This window comes from Sphingosinicella sp. CPCC 101087, assembly GCF_004151485.1.
Lineage (GTDB): Bacteria > Pseudomonadota > Alphaproteobacteria > Sphingomonadales > Sphingomonadaceae > Allosphingosinicella.
On record NZ_SBFF01000009.1, the window covers coordinates 180,248 to 196,117 of the forward strand.

19 protein-coding genes are annotated in these 15,870 nt (G+C 64.8%); 14 read left to right on the top strand and 5 right to left on the bottom strand.

Annotation, left to right across the window (positions count from 1 at the left end):
• Positions 1-15: 15 nt before the first annotated feature.
• Both EKM57_RS15355 and EKM57_RS15360 read right to left on the bottom strand, forming a co-directional pair.
• Positions 16-393 carry a nuclear transport factor 2 family protein gene (locus tag EKM57_RS15355; protein WP_206185459.1) on the bottom strand — a complete coding sequence of 126 codons (378 nt, stop codon included), beginning with the start codon at positions 391-393 and terminating at the stop codon, positions 16-18.
• Positions 390-1,034 (bottom strand): dihydrofolate reductase family protein, encoded by a 645-nt coding sequence (locus tag EKM57_RS15360; RefSeq protein ID WP_129793393.1) that lies wholly within the window; start codon positions 1,032-1,034, stop codon positions 390-392. Before EKM57_RS15360 ends, EKM57_RS15355 begins: the two co-directional genes overlap by 4 nt.
• A 96-nt stretch (positions 1,035-1,130) precedes the next feature.
• On the opposite strand from EKM57_RS15360, the gene EKM57_RS15365 reads away from it, so the two are divergent.
• From EKM57_RS15365 to EKM57_RS15410, 10 genes are all read left to right on the top strand, one after another.
• A complete protein-coding gene (locus tag EKM57_RS15365) occupies positions 1,131-1,619 on the top strand; it encodes a helix-turn-helix domain-containing protein (RefSeq protein ID WP_129793394.1) in 489 nt (162 codons plus the stop codon).
• A 781-nt stretch (positions 1,620-2,400) separates the two neighbouring features.
• Positions 2,401-4,317, top strand: a complete 1,917-nt coding sequence (locus EKM57_RS15370) for a ribonucleoside-diphosphate reductase subunit alpha (protein ID WP_129793477.1) — start codon at positions 2,401-2,403, stop codon at positions 4,315-4,317.
• Positions 4,318-4,477: 160 nt separating this feature from the next.
• Positions 4,478-4,657 (top strand): hypothetical protein, encoded by a 180-nt coding sequence (locus EKM57_RS15375; protein WP_129793395.1) that lies wholly within the window; start codon positions 4,478-4,480, stop codon positions 4,655-4,657.
• Between the two features lie 14 nt (positions 4,658-4,671).
• Positions 4,672-4,914, top strand: a complete 243-nt coding sequence (locus EKM57_RS15380) for a hypothetical protein (protein ID WP_129793396.1) — start codon at positions 4,672-4,674, stop codon at positions 4,912-4,914.
• Positions 4,914-5,231, top strand: a complete 318-nt coding sequence (locus EKM57_RS15385) for a hypothetical protein (protein ID WP_129793478.1) — start codon at positions 4,914-4,916, stop codon at positions 5,229-5,231. Before EKM57_RS15380 ends, EKM57_RS15385 begins: the two co-directional genes overlap by 1 nt.
• Complete coding sequence (locus tag EKM57_RS15390) at positions 5,231-5,566, top strand: hypothetical protein (RefSeq protein ID WP_129793397.1); 336 nt, start codon at positions 5,231-5,233, stop codon at positions 5,564-5,566. Before EKM57_RS15385 ends, EKM57_RS15390 begins: the two co-directional genes overlap by 1 nt.
• A 128-nt stretch (positions 5,567-5,694) precedes the next feature.
• Positions 5,695-6,747 carry a ribonucleotide-diphosphate reductase subunit beta gene (locus tag EKM57_RS15395; RefSeq protein ID WP_129793398.1) on the top strand — a complete coding sequence of 351 codons (1,053 nt, stop codon included), beginning with the start codon at positions 5,695-5,697 and terminating at the stop codon, positions 6,745-6,747.
• A 1,041-nt stretch (positions 6,748-7,788) separates the two neighbouring features.
• A complete protein-coding gene (locus EKM57_RS15400; RefSeq protein WP_129793399.1) occupies positions 7,789-8,475 on the top strand; it encodes a hypothetical protein in 687 nt (228 codons plus the stop codon).
• The gene (locus EKM57_RS15405; protein ID WP_129793400.1) at positions 8,472-9,692 is read left to right on the top strand and encodes an ImmA/IrrE family metallo-endopeptidase; all 1,221 of its coding nucleotides are present in this window, start codon (positions 8,472-8,474) and stop codon (positions 9,690-9,692) included. Before EKM57_RS15400 ends, EKM57_RS15405 begins: the two co-directional genes overlap by 4 nt.
• A 643-nt stretch (positions 9,693-10,335) precedes the next feature.
• A complete protein-coding gene (locus EKM57_RS15410; protein ID WP_129793401.1) occupies positions 10,336-10,752 on the top strand; it encodes a GFA family protein in 417 nt (138 codons plus the stop codon).
• A gap of 34 nt (positions 10,753-10,786) precedes the next feature.
• Here EKM57_RS15410 and EKM57_RS15415 read toward each other — a convergent pair whose 3' ends face one another.
• Positions 10,787-11,893: a PHB depolymerase family esterase gene (locus tag EKM57_RS15415; protein WP_129793402.1), complete on the bottom strand. Its 1,107-nt coding sequence runs from the start codon at positions 11,891-11,893 to the stop codon at positions 10,787-10,789.
• 313 nt (positions 11,894-12,206) lie between these two features.
• On the opposite strand from EKM57_RS15415, the gene EKM57_RS15420 reads away from it, so the two are divergent.
• Both EKM57_RS15420 and EKM57_RS15425 read left to right on the top strand, forming a co-directional pair.
• Positions 12,207-12,713: an OsmC family protein gene (locus EKM57_RS15420; RefSeq protein WP_129793403.1), complete on the top strand. Its 507-nt coding sequence runs from the start codon at positions 12,207-12,209 to the stop codon at positions 12,711-12,713.
• Between the two features lie 44 nt (positions 12,714-12,757).
• Positions 12,758-12,955: a hypothetical protein gene (locus EKM57_RS15425; RefSeq protein ID WP_129793404.1), complete on the top strand. Its 198-nt coding sequence runs from the start codon at positions 12,758-12,760 to the stop codon at positions 12,953-12,955.
• A gap of 164 nt (positions 12,956-13,119) precedes the next feature.
• Here the strand turns inward: EKM57_RS15425 and EKM57_RS15430 are convergent, their stop codons facing one another.
• Positions 13,120-13,719 carry a hypothetical protein gene (locus EKM57_RS15430; protein ID WP_129793405.1) on the bottom strand — a complete coding sequence of 200 codons (600 nt, stop codon included), beginning with the start codon at positions 13,717-13,719 and terminating at the stop codon, positions 13,120-13,122.
• A 312-nt stretch (positions 13,720-14,031) separates the two neighbouring features.
• Complete coding sequence (locus EKM57_RS15435) at positions 14,032-14,475, bottom strand: hypothetical protein (protein WP_129793406.1); 444 nt, start codon at positions 14,473-14,475, stop codon at positions 14,032-14,034.
• A gap of 279 nt (positions 14,476-14,754) precedes the next feature.
• On the opposite strand from EKM57_RS15435, the gene EKM57_RS15440 reads away from it, so the two are divergent.
• Both EKM57_RS15440 and EKM57_RS15445 read left to right on the top strand, forming a co-directional pair.
• A complete protein-coding gene (locus tag EKM57_RS15440) occupies positions 14,755-15,012 on the top strand; it encodes a hypothetical protein (RefSeq protein ID WP_129793407.1) in 258 nt (85 codons plus the stop codon).
• Positions 15,013-15,370: 358 nt separating this feature from the next.
• Entirely contained in the window at positions 15,371-15,829 is a 459-nt protein-coding gene (locus tag EKM57_RS15445; RefSeq protein WP_165357486.1) for a GNAT family N-acetyltransferase, read from the top strand.
• Positions 15,830-15,870: the final 41 nt, after the last annotated feature.

Here is a 15,870-nt window from a genome sequence, read left to right on the forward strand (position 1 = left end):
GCCATTGGTCGTTCCTTACCATCTGTCGGGGGTGGTGACGGCTTCGCCGGGGCCGAGCCCGAAGAAGACCTCGACCGAGCGCAGGCGATCGCCGGCGAAGCGCATATGCTCGACGTTCCGGATACGCTTTCCGTTCTTCATCACGGCCTCGTAAAGGACAAGGGCTCCGTCGCGGCCGTCGGGCAGCACGTGCTGGACGTCGAAGCTTTCCTGCCCGCCGGCATTCGGCCAGCAGCGGCGGAAATATTCGTCGCGGTCGATATGGTCGTCATAGGGGCTGGTGAAGCTGAACGGGTCGCCGACATAGGCCTCCACCGCGGCGCGGTCCGCCCGCGCCCAGGCGGCGTAATAGCCGGGGATCACCCGCTTCATCTCGTCCGGGGCCACGCTCACTCGCCCCGTGCCACGATGACGTGCGTGGCCTTGTCCGACGCGACCTGCTCGACGACCCGATAGCCCAAGGCGGGCAGATTCAGGCCGGCGAACAGCGGCTCGCCGGAGCCAAGCAGGACCGGGGCGATGGCGAAGTGCATCGAATCGATCAGCTTCGCCTCGAGATATTGGCGGATGGTCGCGGCGCCGCCGCCCACGCGCACGTCCTTGCCGTTCGCCGCCGCTTTGGCTTGGTCGAGTGCCGCCTCGATCCCGCCGGTGACGAAATGAAAGGTCGTTCCGCCCTCCATCTCGAGCGGCGGCCGCTCATGGTGCGTGAGGACGAAGACCGGCACATGATATGGCGGATTGTCCCCCCACCAGCCCTTCCACGACTGGTCGGGCCAGGCGTCGCGAACGGGGCCGAACATGTTGCGGCCGAGGATCCAGGCGCCGACATTGTCGAAGCCGCGCGCGACCATTTCGTCGTCGATGCCCGTCGTGCCGCTCTTGCCGCCCATCTGCTGGAAGGTGCGGGTCGGCACCATCCAGTCGTGCAGCGATTCCCCGCCGCGGCCGAGCGGGTTCTCGAGGCTCTGGTCGGGACCGGCGCCGTAGCCGTCGGCCGAGATGCTGAAGCTTTCGACTCGAAGTCTGGACATGGGATGCTCCTATCTGCTTGCACTTTGCAACTGGTTGCGGAATAGCCAGACCGATCTTACATTGCAAGCAGTTTTTTCAGGATGAAGGTGCAGAACATGACAGCGCAGCGCTCGGGATGCCCGATCAACCTCACGCTGGAGACACTCGGCGACCGATGGAGCCTGATCGTCATCCGCGACATCATGTTCGGAAACCGACGCCACTTCCGGGAGCTGCATGGGGCCTCGGACGAGGGGATCGCCTCGAACATCCTCGCCGACCGGCTGAAGCGGCTGGTCGAAGCGGACCTGCTCAGCCGGGCGGAGGATCCGAGCCACAAGCAGAAGGCGATCTACAGCCTCACCGAAAAGGCGATTCAGCTCGTCCCCCTGCTGGTCCAGATGGGTGCCTGGGGACGCCGCCACCTGCCGGTGAGCCGCGAGATGTCGGTGCGGCAGGAACTGCTCGAGGAAGGCGGGCCGGCTCTGTGGGACGCTTTCATGGACGAGCTTCGGACGCTCCACCTCGGCGTCCCGGCCAAGGGCCCCAGCGTGCTGGCGCGGCTTCGCCAAGCCTATGAGGAGGCGCTGGCGGAGAAGGGCTGACAGGCCGGGGGTTCTAGGGGAGCTTCGGAGGTTCGCCGAGCTCGCGCCACAATGCACCGTTTCCGTTCTTCGGCGCAGCGGGTGAAATTGACGAAATTGACACTTGCCACGCGCGCGAGGCCGCCCGGCCTCGAAGGACGGCTCGACAGCGGCCCCGTAACGTTGCGGTCCTCATGCCCGGTGCCTTGCCGCAATCGGGGCCGCCGCCACGCTTGGGCCTCGCCTCATCGGGCGAGCGCCTGCTACGCGCCGTCTCACGCGAGCGTGGACGAACCACCGGATCGACTATGTGAAAGAGCCGGGAGAGGTTTACCAGATCTTTGTGAACAAATCAAGAACAAGGCGGTACATGGCCGGCTTTTGCGAGTCGCTGGCCGGAGCGACGGGCCCTGTACTTCGGGTCCGGTCGACGCCGTTGAGGATTCGCTCCGGGAGAGGCGACGTGGCAGCGCACGAGCCAGGCGACCGACCATCGGACGGGGTAGAATCGTTGCGTGCCTGTAAACACAGCGGAAATGCGCCGATGCGACGAATCGAGTCGGTTAAAGGGCATTTACCTCTTGTGTCCGAATCCAGATTGGGCACAATGGGTAGTGGCGCTTCGCAGGGGGAGACGCTAAGAGTTGTGGAATCGCCTGCCGGCGGCCCGAACCGCCGGACAGGCCCGCTCGTCCCTTGTGGATATCGGGGACAAGCCCGGATTAGCCCACCGCTCCCCTTCCCGATGGCCTAAGATGGGCGTATCGCCCACTGGAACGTTTTGTGAACGAGGGGTAGAGTGATGGACTTGTCCGGCAGCAACGAAGTGAGCGCGATCGACGTGACCGAGACCGTCACGGATGCGCCCCCGAAGAAAGCGGGCGCCGCCGAGAAAGCGAAGGCGCCCGATTCGAAGTCGGTGCAGCCGCGCGCCTATGAGGTCGAGCTCGACCTCAGCCGCGACTCGCTGCTGACCGAGTTCGGCAAGGACACGCTTCGCGACCGCTACCTGCTGCCCGGCGAGAATTATCAGGACCTGTTCGCCCGAGTCGCCTCGGCCTATGCCGACGATGCCGGCCATGCGCAGCGGCTCTACGACTATATCTCGAAATTGTGGTTCATGCCGGCGACGCCGGTATTGTCGAACGGCGGCACCGGGCGCGGCCTTCCGATCTCCTGCTATCTCAACTCGGTGAACGACAGCCTGGAGGGCATCGTCGGCACCTGGAACGAGAATGTCTGGCTGGCGGCGCGTGGCGGCGGAATCGGCACCTATTGGGGCAATGTCCGCGGCATCGGCGAGGCGGTCGGACTCAACGGGAAGACCAGCGGGATCATTCCGTTCGTGCGGGTGATGGATTCGCTGACGCTGGCGATCAGCCAGGGATCGCTGCGGCGCGGATCGGCCGCCTGCTATCTCGACGTCTCGCATCCCGAGATCGAGGAGTTCCTGGAGATCCGCAAGCCGTCGGGCGACTTCAACCGCAAGGCGCTGAACCTGCACCATGGCGTGCTCGTCTCCGACGCCTTCATGGAGGCGGTGCGCGACGGCGCCGAATGGACGCTTCGCAGCCCGAAGGACGGGACGGAGCGCGCCACCGTCGACGCGCGGGCGCTGTTCCAGAAGCTGGTCGAGACTCGCCTCGCGACCGGCGAGCCCTACATCATCTTCATCGACCAGGTGAACCGGTCGATGCCCAAGCATCAGCGCGACGTCGGGCTCAAGGTGTCGACGTCGAACCTGTGCTCGGAAATCACCCTGCCGACCGGGACCGACCAGTTCGGCAACGAGCGCACCGCGGTCTGCTGCCTGTCCAGCCTCAATCTCGAGACCTGGGACGAATGGAATGGCGACAAGCTGTTCATCGAGGACGTGATGCGCTTCCTCGACAATGTGCTGACCGATTATATCGACCGCGCCCCCGAGGAGATGGCGCGGGCCAAGTATAGCGCGTCGCGCGAGCGCAGCGTCGGCCTCGGCGTGATGGGCTTCCACTCCTTCCTCCAGGCCCGCAGCATCCCGTTCGAGGGGGCGATGGCGAAGAGCTGGAACCTGAAGATCTTCAAGCATATCCGCGCGCAGGTCGACGAGGCCTCGATGATGCTCGCGCACGAGCGCGGGCCGTGCCCGGACGCCGCCGACCAGGGCGTGATGGAGCGCTTCTCGTGCAAGATGGCGATCGCCCCGACCGCCTCGATCTCGATCATCTGCGGCGGCACCAGCGCCTGCATCGAGCCGATCCCGGGCAACGTCTACACCCACAAGACGCTGTCCGGCTCCTTCTCGATCCGCAATCCGCATCTGGAGGCGCTGCTCAAGGAGAAATCCAAGAATAGCGAGGGGGTCTGGTCCTCGATCCTCGAGCGCGGCGGATCTGTCCAGCATCTCGATTTCCTGACGCCGGAAGAGAAGGACGTGTTCAAGACCAGCTTCGAGATCGACCAGCGCTGGCTGCTCGAGCTCGCCGCCGACCGGACGCCCTATATCGACCAGGCCCAGTCGCTGAACCTGTTCATCCCGGCCGACGTCGACAAATGGGACCTTCTGATGCTGCATTTCCGGGCGTGGGAGCTCGGCATCAAATCGCTTTACTATCTGCGCTCGAAGAGCGTGCAGCGCGCCGGCTTCGCCGGCGGCGTGGAGGCGGACAATACGCCGGAGCTGAAGGCGATTCCGCTCGAGACCACCGATTATGACGAATGCCTCGCATGCCAATGATTCCGTCATCGGCACCGGCTCGGCACTCCGGCTTGTCCTTGATCCGAACCGACGAAGAAGGGGCGAGATGAGCGGCGGACGACGAGACTGAAGGTGGGGGGACCGGCGGGAGACGGAGCGCGGCGCGCCCGCTCCCGCCGGCTTCTAGGGGGATGGAAGAATGACGATCGTCGACACGACCAAGTTCGCCATCGGCATCCTCTTCGCCATCATCGGCGTCGGCCTGCTCGTCCTGTCGCGCGGCACGCGCGGCTTCGGCCAGCGCAAGCAGGCCGGCGGCCTGTTCGTGATCGGCTCGGCGGTGTTCATCTCGGTCGGCCTGGGCTGGCTGGACCTGTAGGAGAAGAGAGCGACGTGCCTGCGACGATCACCCTCGGCCATATCCTGCTGCTGGTGGCGGCGATCGACCTGATCGCGGCGGCCGGCTTCGCGACGAGCGCGCAGCGTCATGCCGGCCATGGCCGGGGCACGCCGCAATATGCTCGCGCCCGCACGGCAAGGCGGGCGGCCTTCTATGCCCTAGCGTCCGCTCTGGTCTTCGCCGCCATAGGCTGGCTGACGCCGCTGCGCGACATCGCCCTGATGGGAGGGCAATGATGGACCGTCGCCGCACCCTCGCTGCGCTGGCGCTGGCCGGCGCGCTTCTCACGCTCGCCGCCTGCGCCAACCAGGCCGAGAGCGGCGTGGCGCCGGAAGCGCCCGGATTCCTCTTCGGCCTGTGGCACGGCTTCATCTTCCCGATCGCCTGGGTGCTGTCCTTGTTCATGGACGACGTCGCGATCTACGCGGTGCCCAACAATGGCGGCTGGTACGATTTCGGCTATTTCCTCGGCATCTTCGTGTTCGGCGCCGGGGCGCGGAAGAGCCATGTCGTCTATCGCGAACGGGTCGTCCGGGTGCGGGAGCGGAACTGATGGCCGATCCGCTCGCCAGCCTCGTCTTTCCGCTGACCGCGCTGCTGCTGGCTGTGCGCGGCACCATGTCGAAGGACGTGCCGTGGAAGCGGTTTGCCGGAGCGGTGCTCGCGGTGCTGCCCTTGCTCTTGCCGCTGCTCGCCCAGTTCCTGCCGGTCGGAGGCGCCCGCCCCCTCGCACCGGCGGCAGCGGGAGCCTATCTTTTCGCCTGGGCGTTCATGTCGCGAGATCCCCTGTGGATTCGCATGGCGTCGGCGGTCCTGGGCGCGGCCGCCTTCGTCCCGGTCCTGCTGCTCGCGGCCACCGGGTTCGACCTGATCGGCGCGATCCGGTGACCGGGCCCATGGACACCGGAAGCGTGCGTGCACGACGAAGTCGCTGGCCGGCCTGAAAGGCCGGCACCCATGCCCTCCCAACTAGGGAGGGAGCCTGAAGTCAAATTTGTCGATTTGGAGTTTGTCAGATGCCCCTCTTGGAAGCCCGCAAGCAGTACAAGCCGTTCGAATATCCCTGGGCTTTCGATTTCTGGAAGCGCCAGCAGCAGATCCACTGGATGCCGGAGGAGGTGCCGCTCGGCGAGGATTGCCGGGACTGGGCGCAGAAGCTCACCGAGCATGAGCGCAACCTGCTGACCCAGATCTTCCGCTTCTTCACCCAGGCCGACGTCGAGGTGCAGGATTGCTATCACGACAAATATGGCCGGGTGTTCAAGCCGACCGAGATCAAGATGATGCTGACCGCTTTCTCCAACATGGAAACGGTGCACATCGCGGCGTACAGCCACCTGCTCGACACGATCGGCATGCCGGAGAGCGAATATTCGTCCTTCCTCCAGTATAAGGAGATGAAGGACAAGCACGACTATCTCGCCACGTTCGGCGTCGACACGGACGAGGATATCGCGCGCACGCTCGCCATGTTCGGCGGCTTCACCGAGGGGCTGCAGCTGTTCGCGAGCTTCGCGATGCTGATGAACTTCCCCCGCTTCAACAAGATGAAAGGGATGGGCCAGATCGTCTCCTGGTCGGTGCGCGACGAGAGCCTGCATTGCGAGGGCATCACCCGGCTGTTCCACGCCTTCGTGCGCGAGCGCGACTGCCTCACCAAGGGGGTCCGCGACGACATCATGGACATCTGCCAGAAGACCGTACGGCTCGAGGACGCGTTCATCGACCTCGCCTTCGAGATGGGGCCGGTGCCCGGCATGACGCCCAAGGAGATCAAGAAATATATCCGCTACATCGCCGACTGGCGGCTGGGGCAGCTCGGATTCACGCCGATCTACATGATCGACGAGCACCCCCTCCCCTGGCTGGCGCCGCTCCTCAACGGCGTCGAGCATGCCAATTTCTTCGAGACCCGCGCGACCGAATATTCGAAGGCCGCGACGCGGGGGAACTGGAACGAGGTGTGGGACAATTTCGATCGCCGGCAGAAGGCCAATGCGGCGAACGATGTGCCGGAGGGCGAAGGCGGGGACGATATGTTCTCGCGGGCCGGGGTGGCCGCGGAGTAGACGTTGCCGCTAGTACGACTTGGGCGAGCCAGATATAGCAATCATGCTGCGGAAGACTGCAACAATAATAGTGTCGCTTGCCGTCGGATATCTGCTGCGTCGATTGAGAAGTAGTGGATATCCTACTCCGAATGAAGAGAGCAGTTCAGATCATCCATTGTCACACGTCGACTCATTAAGATGCTACGAATGGATGCTTGCGGAATGCTCAACTCTTAATCAACAGAGGCAAGCTCGACAGGATAGCTTAATTACCACGGTAACCAATGTTTCATCAGCCGCCCTGCTTGCAATTCCGAGCCTTATATTTGCGATAGACATACCGACGCCCCAGGTGACCTCATCACCATTAGTATATACTGGCTTGTTGCTTTTTATGGCTTCATTGGTAGCTGCAATGAGTGAGCAACATTTCTCTGCAATTGCCTATGAAGCGCAGACGCGAATTACGGAGTCATACTATACTAAGCAAAGTTCGGCCCGTGATCATCCGTCGAGCCGGCGAGCCGTTAAATGGGCCCGTAGAACAGCTTACATTCTGTTTGGTAGTGCATTAGTGTCTTCATCTGTCGGATTATTGCTTTTGGAAGGAGTTAGAAATGGCTAAGCCTCCTGCGCCCCCAACTCCTCGGCCTTCTCCGCCCTCGCCTTCAAGGCCAACTCCAAACCAATTTCCTGGGCGCGATGGAGGCGGCCAAAAGTCCGACCCGTCTAGAATACCGCCTCCTCCACCTAAGAAGTAGCCGCTTGGGTTACTGACCTAACCTAGTTCTCGGTTCGAGCGCCACAATGGCGAGGCGATGAACGTCGCCGCGACCGCCATGGCACCCGGGTGGTGGATCCTTGCGAGCCCCGAGGGCGGAACCGATGACGGCCCGGCGCTTCCGCAGTCAATTCTGCAACGCACTAGTCCTGACTTGACACCCTTGCGGTCACTCCGCCCGAGATGGCCTCACTCAGAATGATGGGAAGCAATAAGACACTTTACTTTTCTACGGAGAATGTGCATCATACTTCAGTCCAACGAGAGAAGGGGTAATCGTGTCCGATCCGCTGCTCCAGCAAGAGGTGCTTGCTACGCTGCTCCGCGAGACCAATTTGACCTTCTGGCAGGTGCTGACACAGCGAAAGCGTTGGGCCTACAGCGAGGCATTCGCAGCGGTCGATAACGACCCCCGCCCCCTGCCTAATCAAAAGAAGGCGAAGCTCTTGGATGAGCGCTTTTATCTGTGCGAGCGCGCCCTCCACGATGCCGCAGTTGAGGCTGGCGCGGTGTCATCAGATCAGAAGATCGCGGTCAACAATTGGATTTACACCGTCGCACGAGTGGGTGCGATTTCGATTATCCAGACCTATGTTCAAAGCCCGGAGGATTTTGCGCGCCCCGCGAAATTTCGAGAGCAGCACGCCGGCCTGAACGACTTTCTGAGGCGCCCCCAGTTCGCCCTCGGCGATGTGTCTCCCGCGATATTCGAGATCAGCAAGGTCGCTGGGATCATCATTCATGGTCCGCGAGGGCGACCGTTCACCGAAGCGCTTCAGCGGCTCGAGTTCCTGAACTTCTGCGTCCCGTCGGAGGATTACAAACGGTGGGAGGTAAATCTCCCAGTCCCGGAAATCGTTGCCGCATTTAACGCGGCGCCAGCCGCGCAACCGCAGCGGGATATCGCAACTCCGAAGCCGCGCGATCGAGACCAGGACAAGAAGGACCGCAAGGAATCCGCATGACTGTAGGCACCCCTGGGTTTGTACCTGACCGACTGACAGAAGCCCGAGAGTCGCTCGGGCTGACGAAGGTCGCATTGTCTGAATTGATCGACGTGACCCCGACGGCGGTTTCTCAATATGAGAGCGGGACGAGCCCGCGACCTGAGGTGTTAGATCAGATCAGCCAGAAACTCGGTTTCCCACGCTCCTTTTTCCTGAGGCCTCCGGTGACCGATGACGACGCTCCCATTTTCTGGAGGTCTAACGCAGCGGCGACGAAAATCGCTCGCCAGCGCGGTCTCCAGCGCCTCAAGTGGTGCAAGCAGATCACCAGCTACCTTACGGAGTATTTTGAGTTTCCCAAGGTAGACTTTCCGGAGGAGCTATTTTCTAGCGTCGATTTTAGAGAACTGACCACTAAAGATATCGAGCGGTCTGCCGATCAACTTCGACAGTTTTGGGGATTCGGACAGCACCCGGTTCCTGACCTTCTGCTTGAACTCGAAAATAGCGGCACGATTACTGCTCGCATTAACATGGCCGCCGAGACGCTGGACGCATTCTCACAATGGTCGACTAGGATCGGCATTCCGTTTGTGATTCTTGGCAAAGATCGGGCGAGCGCCGTCCGCTCTCGCTTCGATGCAGCCCACGAGCTCGGCCACCTTCTTTTGCATCGTGACGTGGATAGAAAGCGCATCAATTCGAAGGAAGATTTCAAGCTTATTGAGAAGCAGGCCCATAAGTTCGCTGCCGCCTTCCTACTTCCGGGGAAGGCGTTCTCCGACGAGCTTTGGACCCCGAGCCTAGATGGCTTTCTTGCTCTTAAGGAGCGGTGGCGTGTCTCGATTTCGATGATGGTGATGCGGTGCGAGAGCATCGGCATCACGGAAAAGGAAGAAACCCAGCGCCTGTACATCAATTATAATCGAAGGGGCTGGCGCACCGAGGAGCCTTTGGATTCAGTGCTGAAGCATGAGGAGCCCAAGATCCTGCGGAGAAGCTTTGAGGCTCTCATTCAAGAAGGCATCAAGTCACGGCAGCAAATAATCGACGACTTGTCCCTGCCTACTCGCGAGATCGAGCAGTTGGGCGGGTTGCCGGCCGGGTTCCTCTCAGGGAATCAGGCTGAGATTAAGGCTTTCCCCTCGCTGAGAGAGGGTGCGCGATCTGCTGCCAATGATTCCTCTGGCAAGGTGGTGAATCTGTTTGGGAGCGCTAAGGCGGATGAGAGCTAGGGCTGAGCCCACCGCTTAGCAGTCGCCTTCCGTGCAAACTCGGCCCGCCGCTCCGGTTCGCCGCTCGGGCCTCACCGCCCTTCCTGCCCAGTTCCGCGCGCCCTTGTCCTTCCCAGCGATGGACGCGCTAACGTCCACCTCCCCCGTCAGCAAGCGCATGACGCGTACAGCGTTGCTCACAACGTCGACGGAGCGCCTCTGTCAGGAGGGGCAGTGAGGCATCGGTCATCCTTGTCCACAAGACGCTGAACCTCGTGCTCAGTGGCCTCCTTGAATGCGTCCGACACGAAATCGCGCAAGTTGCCCACGTCCTCTGAAATCTCCTCGGCGGCTATTCCCTCTTCTGCGGCGGCGGGCGGTAGTTGCTCCACCGCGTCATCCGCTTCCTGATACGAACCATCCTGTGGCGCATAGGGCCGGCGTTGATGTCTCGGAAAGTCAGTGGTTGGCGAAATCGATACCGCGTGGGCTCGTGTCAGCCTCCTTGCTTTGCGCTAAGCATATTGGAGGCGGGCCGCCTTGGGCCTAGGGAACTCGACCTGCGTTAGGGTTGCAGGCGCATGTGCCATGGCCAGCGGTTCGTCCATCCTTCAGCCCGAGTACACCGTATCGATTGCAAGCGTGACGAAGGAGGGAGCGACTGATGGAAGCCACCGGAGGATGCCTGTGCGGTGCGATCCGCTACCGCGTGACCGGGGCGCCTGAAGCCACGTCGCTGTGCCACTGCTTCTCCTGCCGGCGCTCGACAGGCGGCCCGTCGCTCGCCTGGGCGATATTCGCGGAGGACAAGGTAGAGATCACCAGCGGGCAGCTTGCGATCCATCGGTCGTCGCCGGGCGTGGAGCGGGGGTTCTGCGGACAGTGCGGGACGTCGCTGACCTACGCCCGCGCCAACCGGCCGGGCCTGTTCGACGTCACGACGGCTTCGCTGGACGACCCGGAAGCCTTTCCGCCGACCAAGGAGATCTGGCTCGAGGAGCGGCTTTCGTGGGAAGCGGCGAACCCGGCGCTGCCGCAGTTCGCGCAGTTCAGCACGGCGGCGACGGAGCCGGAATCCTAGGCCGGTTCCTTCGTCCCCTTGGCGCGGTCGGCGCTCAGCGCATCAGGCCGGCGGCCTTCAGCGCCTTCTCGATCGTGGCCTGGACGCTGCCGGCGGGGGCCTTTCGGCCCGCGGCTGCGCGGGGCTGGGCCTTGGGCGGCGCGGCAGCGCGCGGCTTGCGCCTCGGCGCCTCGGCGGGTTCCGGCGCGATTCCGAAGAAGGCGGCGATGCGATCGGTCGAGCTCAGGCCGACGTCGAGCATGTGGGCCCCGGCCTCGCCGACGCCGTCCTGGCCGGCGCCCGGATCGAGCGGGATGCCGTGGGCCATGCCGGTGATCACATATTGCTCGATGAGCGGCTTGCCGTCGGCGCCGAGCCAGACGCGGCGGGGATAGGACTCCACTTCGTCGCTGCGGTCGGGCTTCGGACCGAGGCCGTGCAGATCGGCCCATTGCAGCACGATGGCGTCGGCATTGCTCGGAACCACCGTCGTGTCGGCGCTGCCCTGCCAGACCTGGAGCCGCGGCCAGGGCCCCTTGTGGGGCGAAGCGCGGCGCACCCGCGCGCCGAGCTCGCGCGCGTCGGAGCGGGCGCGGCCGCCCATGCAGTCGAACGCCTCCGAAACGCCGGAGGCACAGCCATAAGCGACCCCGGCGATGATCGCGCCGGCGGCGAAGGTTTCGGGGTAAGTGGCGAGCATCACGCTCGTCATCGCGCCGCCCGCGGACAGGCCGGTGACGAAGATCCGCTCCGGATCGATGGCGTGCGCCTTGCGCATCGCGTCGACCATCGCCTTGATCGAGGCCGCCTCGCCCATGCCGCGCTGGGTGTCGTTGCCGGAAAACCAGTTGAAGCAGAGCATGGGATTGTTGGCGCGGGTCTGCTCCGGAAAGAGTAGGATGAAGCCGTGGCGATCGGCGAGCGTCGACCAGCCCGAGCCGTGATCGTAGACCGCCGCATCCTGGGTGCAGCCGTGCAGGACCACGACCAGGGGTGCCGGGCCGGTCAGCCCCTCCGGCACGTAGAAGCGGCCCCGCAGATTGCCCGGATTGGTGCGGATCGGGGGGAGATCCGAAAGGCGGTCCACCGGCGGGACGGGCGCGAAGGCGCTGAAACCCTTGCGGCTCGGCCGCAGGCGGACACGGGGTCTGATTGCAGGCATCCTGGCTTCCCTTCTCCGGCCCGGGGTGACGGCACGCTGAAACTCGAACCCCGATCCTCTATTTATGTTGCAGTGCAGCAATCTTGAAGGGGGCATGGTCAGAAATCGGGAGTGCGGCGCCTGGGCGTGCGCCTGCCGAAAGCCTGCGAGAGGCGCCGACGCCCCGCTGGAGCCGTTCCGAAGGGAGCGCCCGGAACAGGATGCCCGGCGCGAACCGGCCGCCCGCCCACGCCAGGCGCGAGGCCGGACAGGTCGCCTTCGGCCGCCGAGCAGGCTATCGCCGGCTCATTGTCACCCCTTGCGGAGTTTCTCGATGGCGCTGCGGCAATATGAAACGACGGATAGCGGAATCGTCGCCCGGTCGACGGGCAAAGGCCGATTCCAGACGGAGCTGAACGTACGCGGCAAGACCCTGCTGGTCGACGAGCCGGTGGAAGTGGGCGGCGACGGCACCGGACCCACGCCCTACGAATTGCTGTCCGGCGCGCTCGCCGCCTGCACGGCGATGACGCTTCGGCTCTATGCCGAGCGCAAGGGCTGGACGCTGCCGCCGCTTTCGGTCGAGGTCGCCCATTCGATCTTCAAGAAGGCCGGCGACGAGCGGCCGCGCGACCGGTTCGCGCGGCACATCGCCTTCGACGGCCCGATCGACGAGGCGCAGAAAGCGAAGCTGATCGAGATAGCGAACAAATGCCCGGTCCACCGCACCTTCATGAACGGGTTCGACGTGCCGACCGAGATCGGGCCGCCCAACGTGCACCCCGCCGGGGAGCCGCCGACGCGGCACGAGGAGGAGATGGAGGCGGCCTGCGCCGACTGAAGAGGGGATTAGGCGGAGCGGGAGCGTTGCCCTATATTGGGGGCATGACAGCTCCAACGACGCTCGAACGCGCCTTCGACCTCGCCCGATCGGGCACCTGCCGCTCGGTCAGCGACATACGCCGCCAGCTCAAGGCTGAACGGTACGACCAAGTGGAGGCCCATCTTTCGGGCCCGGCAATCTCCCGCCAGCTCCGCGAGCTGTGCGCGCAGGCGCAGCCGCCGGAGGGCGGGGCGGCCTGATCGCCGCGCCTGCACGCACGCCCGCGCCCGTTCGGGCGGTGGCTGGTGCCGGAGTTCCAGCCTGAAGCCGCTCCCGGCTCCCCAGCCGGGGCACGACGCACGCCCGGAGTTCCCCTGCCGCGGGGCAGCCCGGCGAACCGGGCGCCGGCGGCAGGAGAATGGCGTCAGATCGTCTGCGGAGCGTTCCGCGCGCGCGCCGGCGTGCCGGTGACCGCCGGCTTCGCCGGAGCCTGGCCGCGATCCGCGAGCGGCTGGGCGCTGCTGCCGGGGCAATTGCCGGACGCTTCGGTGAACATCTTCGGCGCCTGGCCCGGCGCTTCGCGGGTCATCACCCAGCTGCGGGTGCATTGGCCGTTGCGGGTGGCGTGGGAGACGATCCTGTAGCCGACGAAGCCGGCCGGAAGGCTGGTACCGGCAGCGAGGCGCGGAGCCGCGTGGACGGGCGCCGGCGGCGCCAGGGCGATCAGGCGCATCATCTCGGCCGCGCGGCGATTCATCTCCATCGCGATCCGGTCGAGCATCGCAAAAGGCGCGGGATCGAACGCGCGAAAGCCCCAGGCCGGGGCGAACCAGCGCGGCGCCGGCGCCCGGGCGATCGTCACGCGCGGCGCGACGTCGCCGCTATACCGAATATGGGCCACCGAACCGTTCGGCAGGCTGACCTCCATGGTGTGGAAGCGCGGCGCCGATTCGGCGGCAAGCGCCGTGCCCGCCAGGGCGAACGACGCGAGGCCGGCAAGGGCGGCCTTTCGTGTCAGTCGCATGATTCTTCCTCCGCTCAAGTTACACGACAGATGGGCAGAGAGGGCCGGGAGCGCCGACGCCCTCCGCCCGGCCGGCCCCGGCAAGCGGAGCCGACCCGCAAAATACTATTCGGCGGCGATCCGGCTTCAACCGGTCGCGAACGATTCGTCGTGCGACTGCGCCGGTTCATCGAACGCCCGGCCCAGGCGGACGCGATCCGGCGCGACCGCTTGCATCCGCGAAAAACGGCACGCAGCGCTCGATGACGCTGCGGCCGCCGGACAGGCGGGATGGCGATTCGTGCCCCGCTGCCGGCCTCGGTCGGGACGACGCTAGTCGACCACCACCACGTCGAATTCGGCGATGCGGGCGCCGCCGCACCAGATCTCGCCGCGGCTGTAAGCGGGCGAGCGGGCCTGCTCGTAGCGAACCTGGTCGGTCACCGCCGCCTGAGGCTCGGGGACGAGGCTCAGGTCGAGCGCGGCAGTGCCGGGAGCCGCGCCGGCATGCGGGGTGAGGGCCGGACGGAAGCCGGCCATCTGGAGATCGACATTGCCGGTGACGAGAAGCCGGCCGCCCTCGACCGAGCCGGCCCAGTTGCTGGTCTCGCGGAAGGGACAGGCGGGAAGCGAAGCCGGGTCGGCGGCATTCGCACCGGCGGCGGCATTCTGCGCAGACCCATTCTCCTGCGCGGCCGGCGGGGCGGCGAGCTCGCCGCCGCAGGCGGCCAGAGCGAGGGCGAAGACGAGGATATAGGGGCGGATGACGGTCTTCATGCTCTACCTCTCTCTGAATCGGCGGGTGCGGCCTTCGCCTCCCGGCAGGCCCATGGGCGCTACGCAGGTTGACCGCGAATGGGAATAGGGCTCGACGCCCGGAACGTTGGGGCACAGCCGACGAGCCCGGCGAGAAATCGAACCGTAACCGGTGCGTAACGGAACTTAATCCCCGATAGCGGATTGTCGCGCTGGAACTGCCAAGTTCATGCAGTCTTCCAGGGCGCTTAGGCCACTGCCGAAGCGCCCTCTTTGCGACAGCAACTATAGGGGATTTCCATGAGAATTCTGGCTTTTGGCGCCGCTGCGGCCGGTTTGCTCGCGCTTTCCGCCTGCCAAGAATCGGCGACCGAGCAGGCTGCCGACAATGTCGAAGCGGCGGCCGAGAACGAGGCCGACCTGTACGAGGACATGGGCGAGAACATGACCAACGAGGCCGGCGAGGAAGCGCTCGAGAACCAGGCCGAGGCGATCGAGGAGGCCGGCGAGAACCAGGCCGACGCGATCGAGAATAGCGGCGACGCCAACAACATGTAATCCCCGACCCTCTGCCGGCTGGAACGGGCGTCCCTCGGGGCGCCCGTTCGACGTTCGGCAGCGTCGCCGTCGGCCTGCGCGTGCGCGCCGGGAGCCGGTCAAGGGCCTTCCATCCCTGCGGAACAGCCAGCGGGATCGAGCGAAGGCGGCGGATGGGCGCCCCCCCGAACATGTTCCGGGGCCGTGCGGCGCGTTCAAGCCGCCGCGCCAGGCCGAAGCCTCGAAAGCTCGTAGCCACAGTCGGAACGGGACGAGCCGGGTCATGGCGCGGAAGCCGGTGGCAGGCTTGCCATGGCGGCAGGCGGCCCACGGAAAATGCTTCGTGCCGCACCCGTGCGACCGAAGTATGAGGGAGATCGTGGACGAACCCCGAATCCGCCCCGCCATCGCCTCGGACGTGCCGTCCATCCAGGCCCTGATACGGGATGCCTACGGGCATTATGTCGAGCGCCTGGGCCGCGCCCCCGCGCCGATGAGGGCCGACTACGAAGAGCTCGTCGGCCGCGGCGACGCCTGGGTTCTCGCCATAGGCGACGACGTCGGCGGCCTCATCGTCCTGCGGACGGAAGCCGACCACCTCCTCGTCAGCAACGTCGCCGTGGCCAAGGCCCACCAAGGCCGGGGATTTGGACGAGGGCTTCTTGACCATGCCGAGCGGCGCGCCCGGCAGCAGGGCATCGACGATCTGCGCCTCTACACCAACGCGCTGATGCACGAGAATCTGGCAATCTACGCAAAGCTCGGCTGGGAGGAATATGACCGCCGCGAGCAGGACGGGTTCCATCGCGTGTTCATGCGCAAGCGCCTTGCGCCCTAGAAGGCGCTTCCACGGATCCAGCGCCGACGACGTTTACGAAA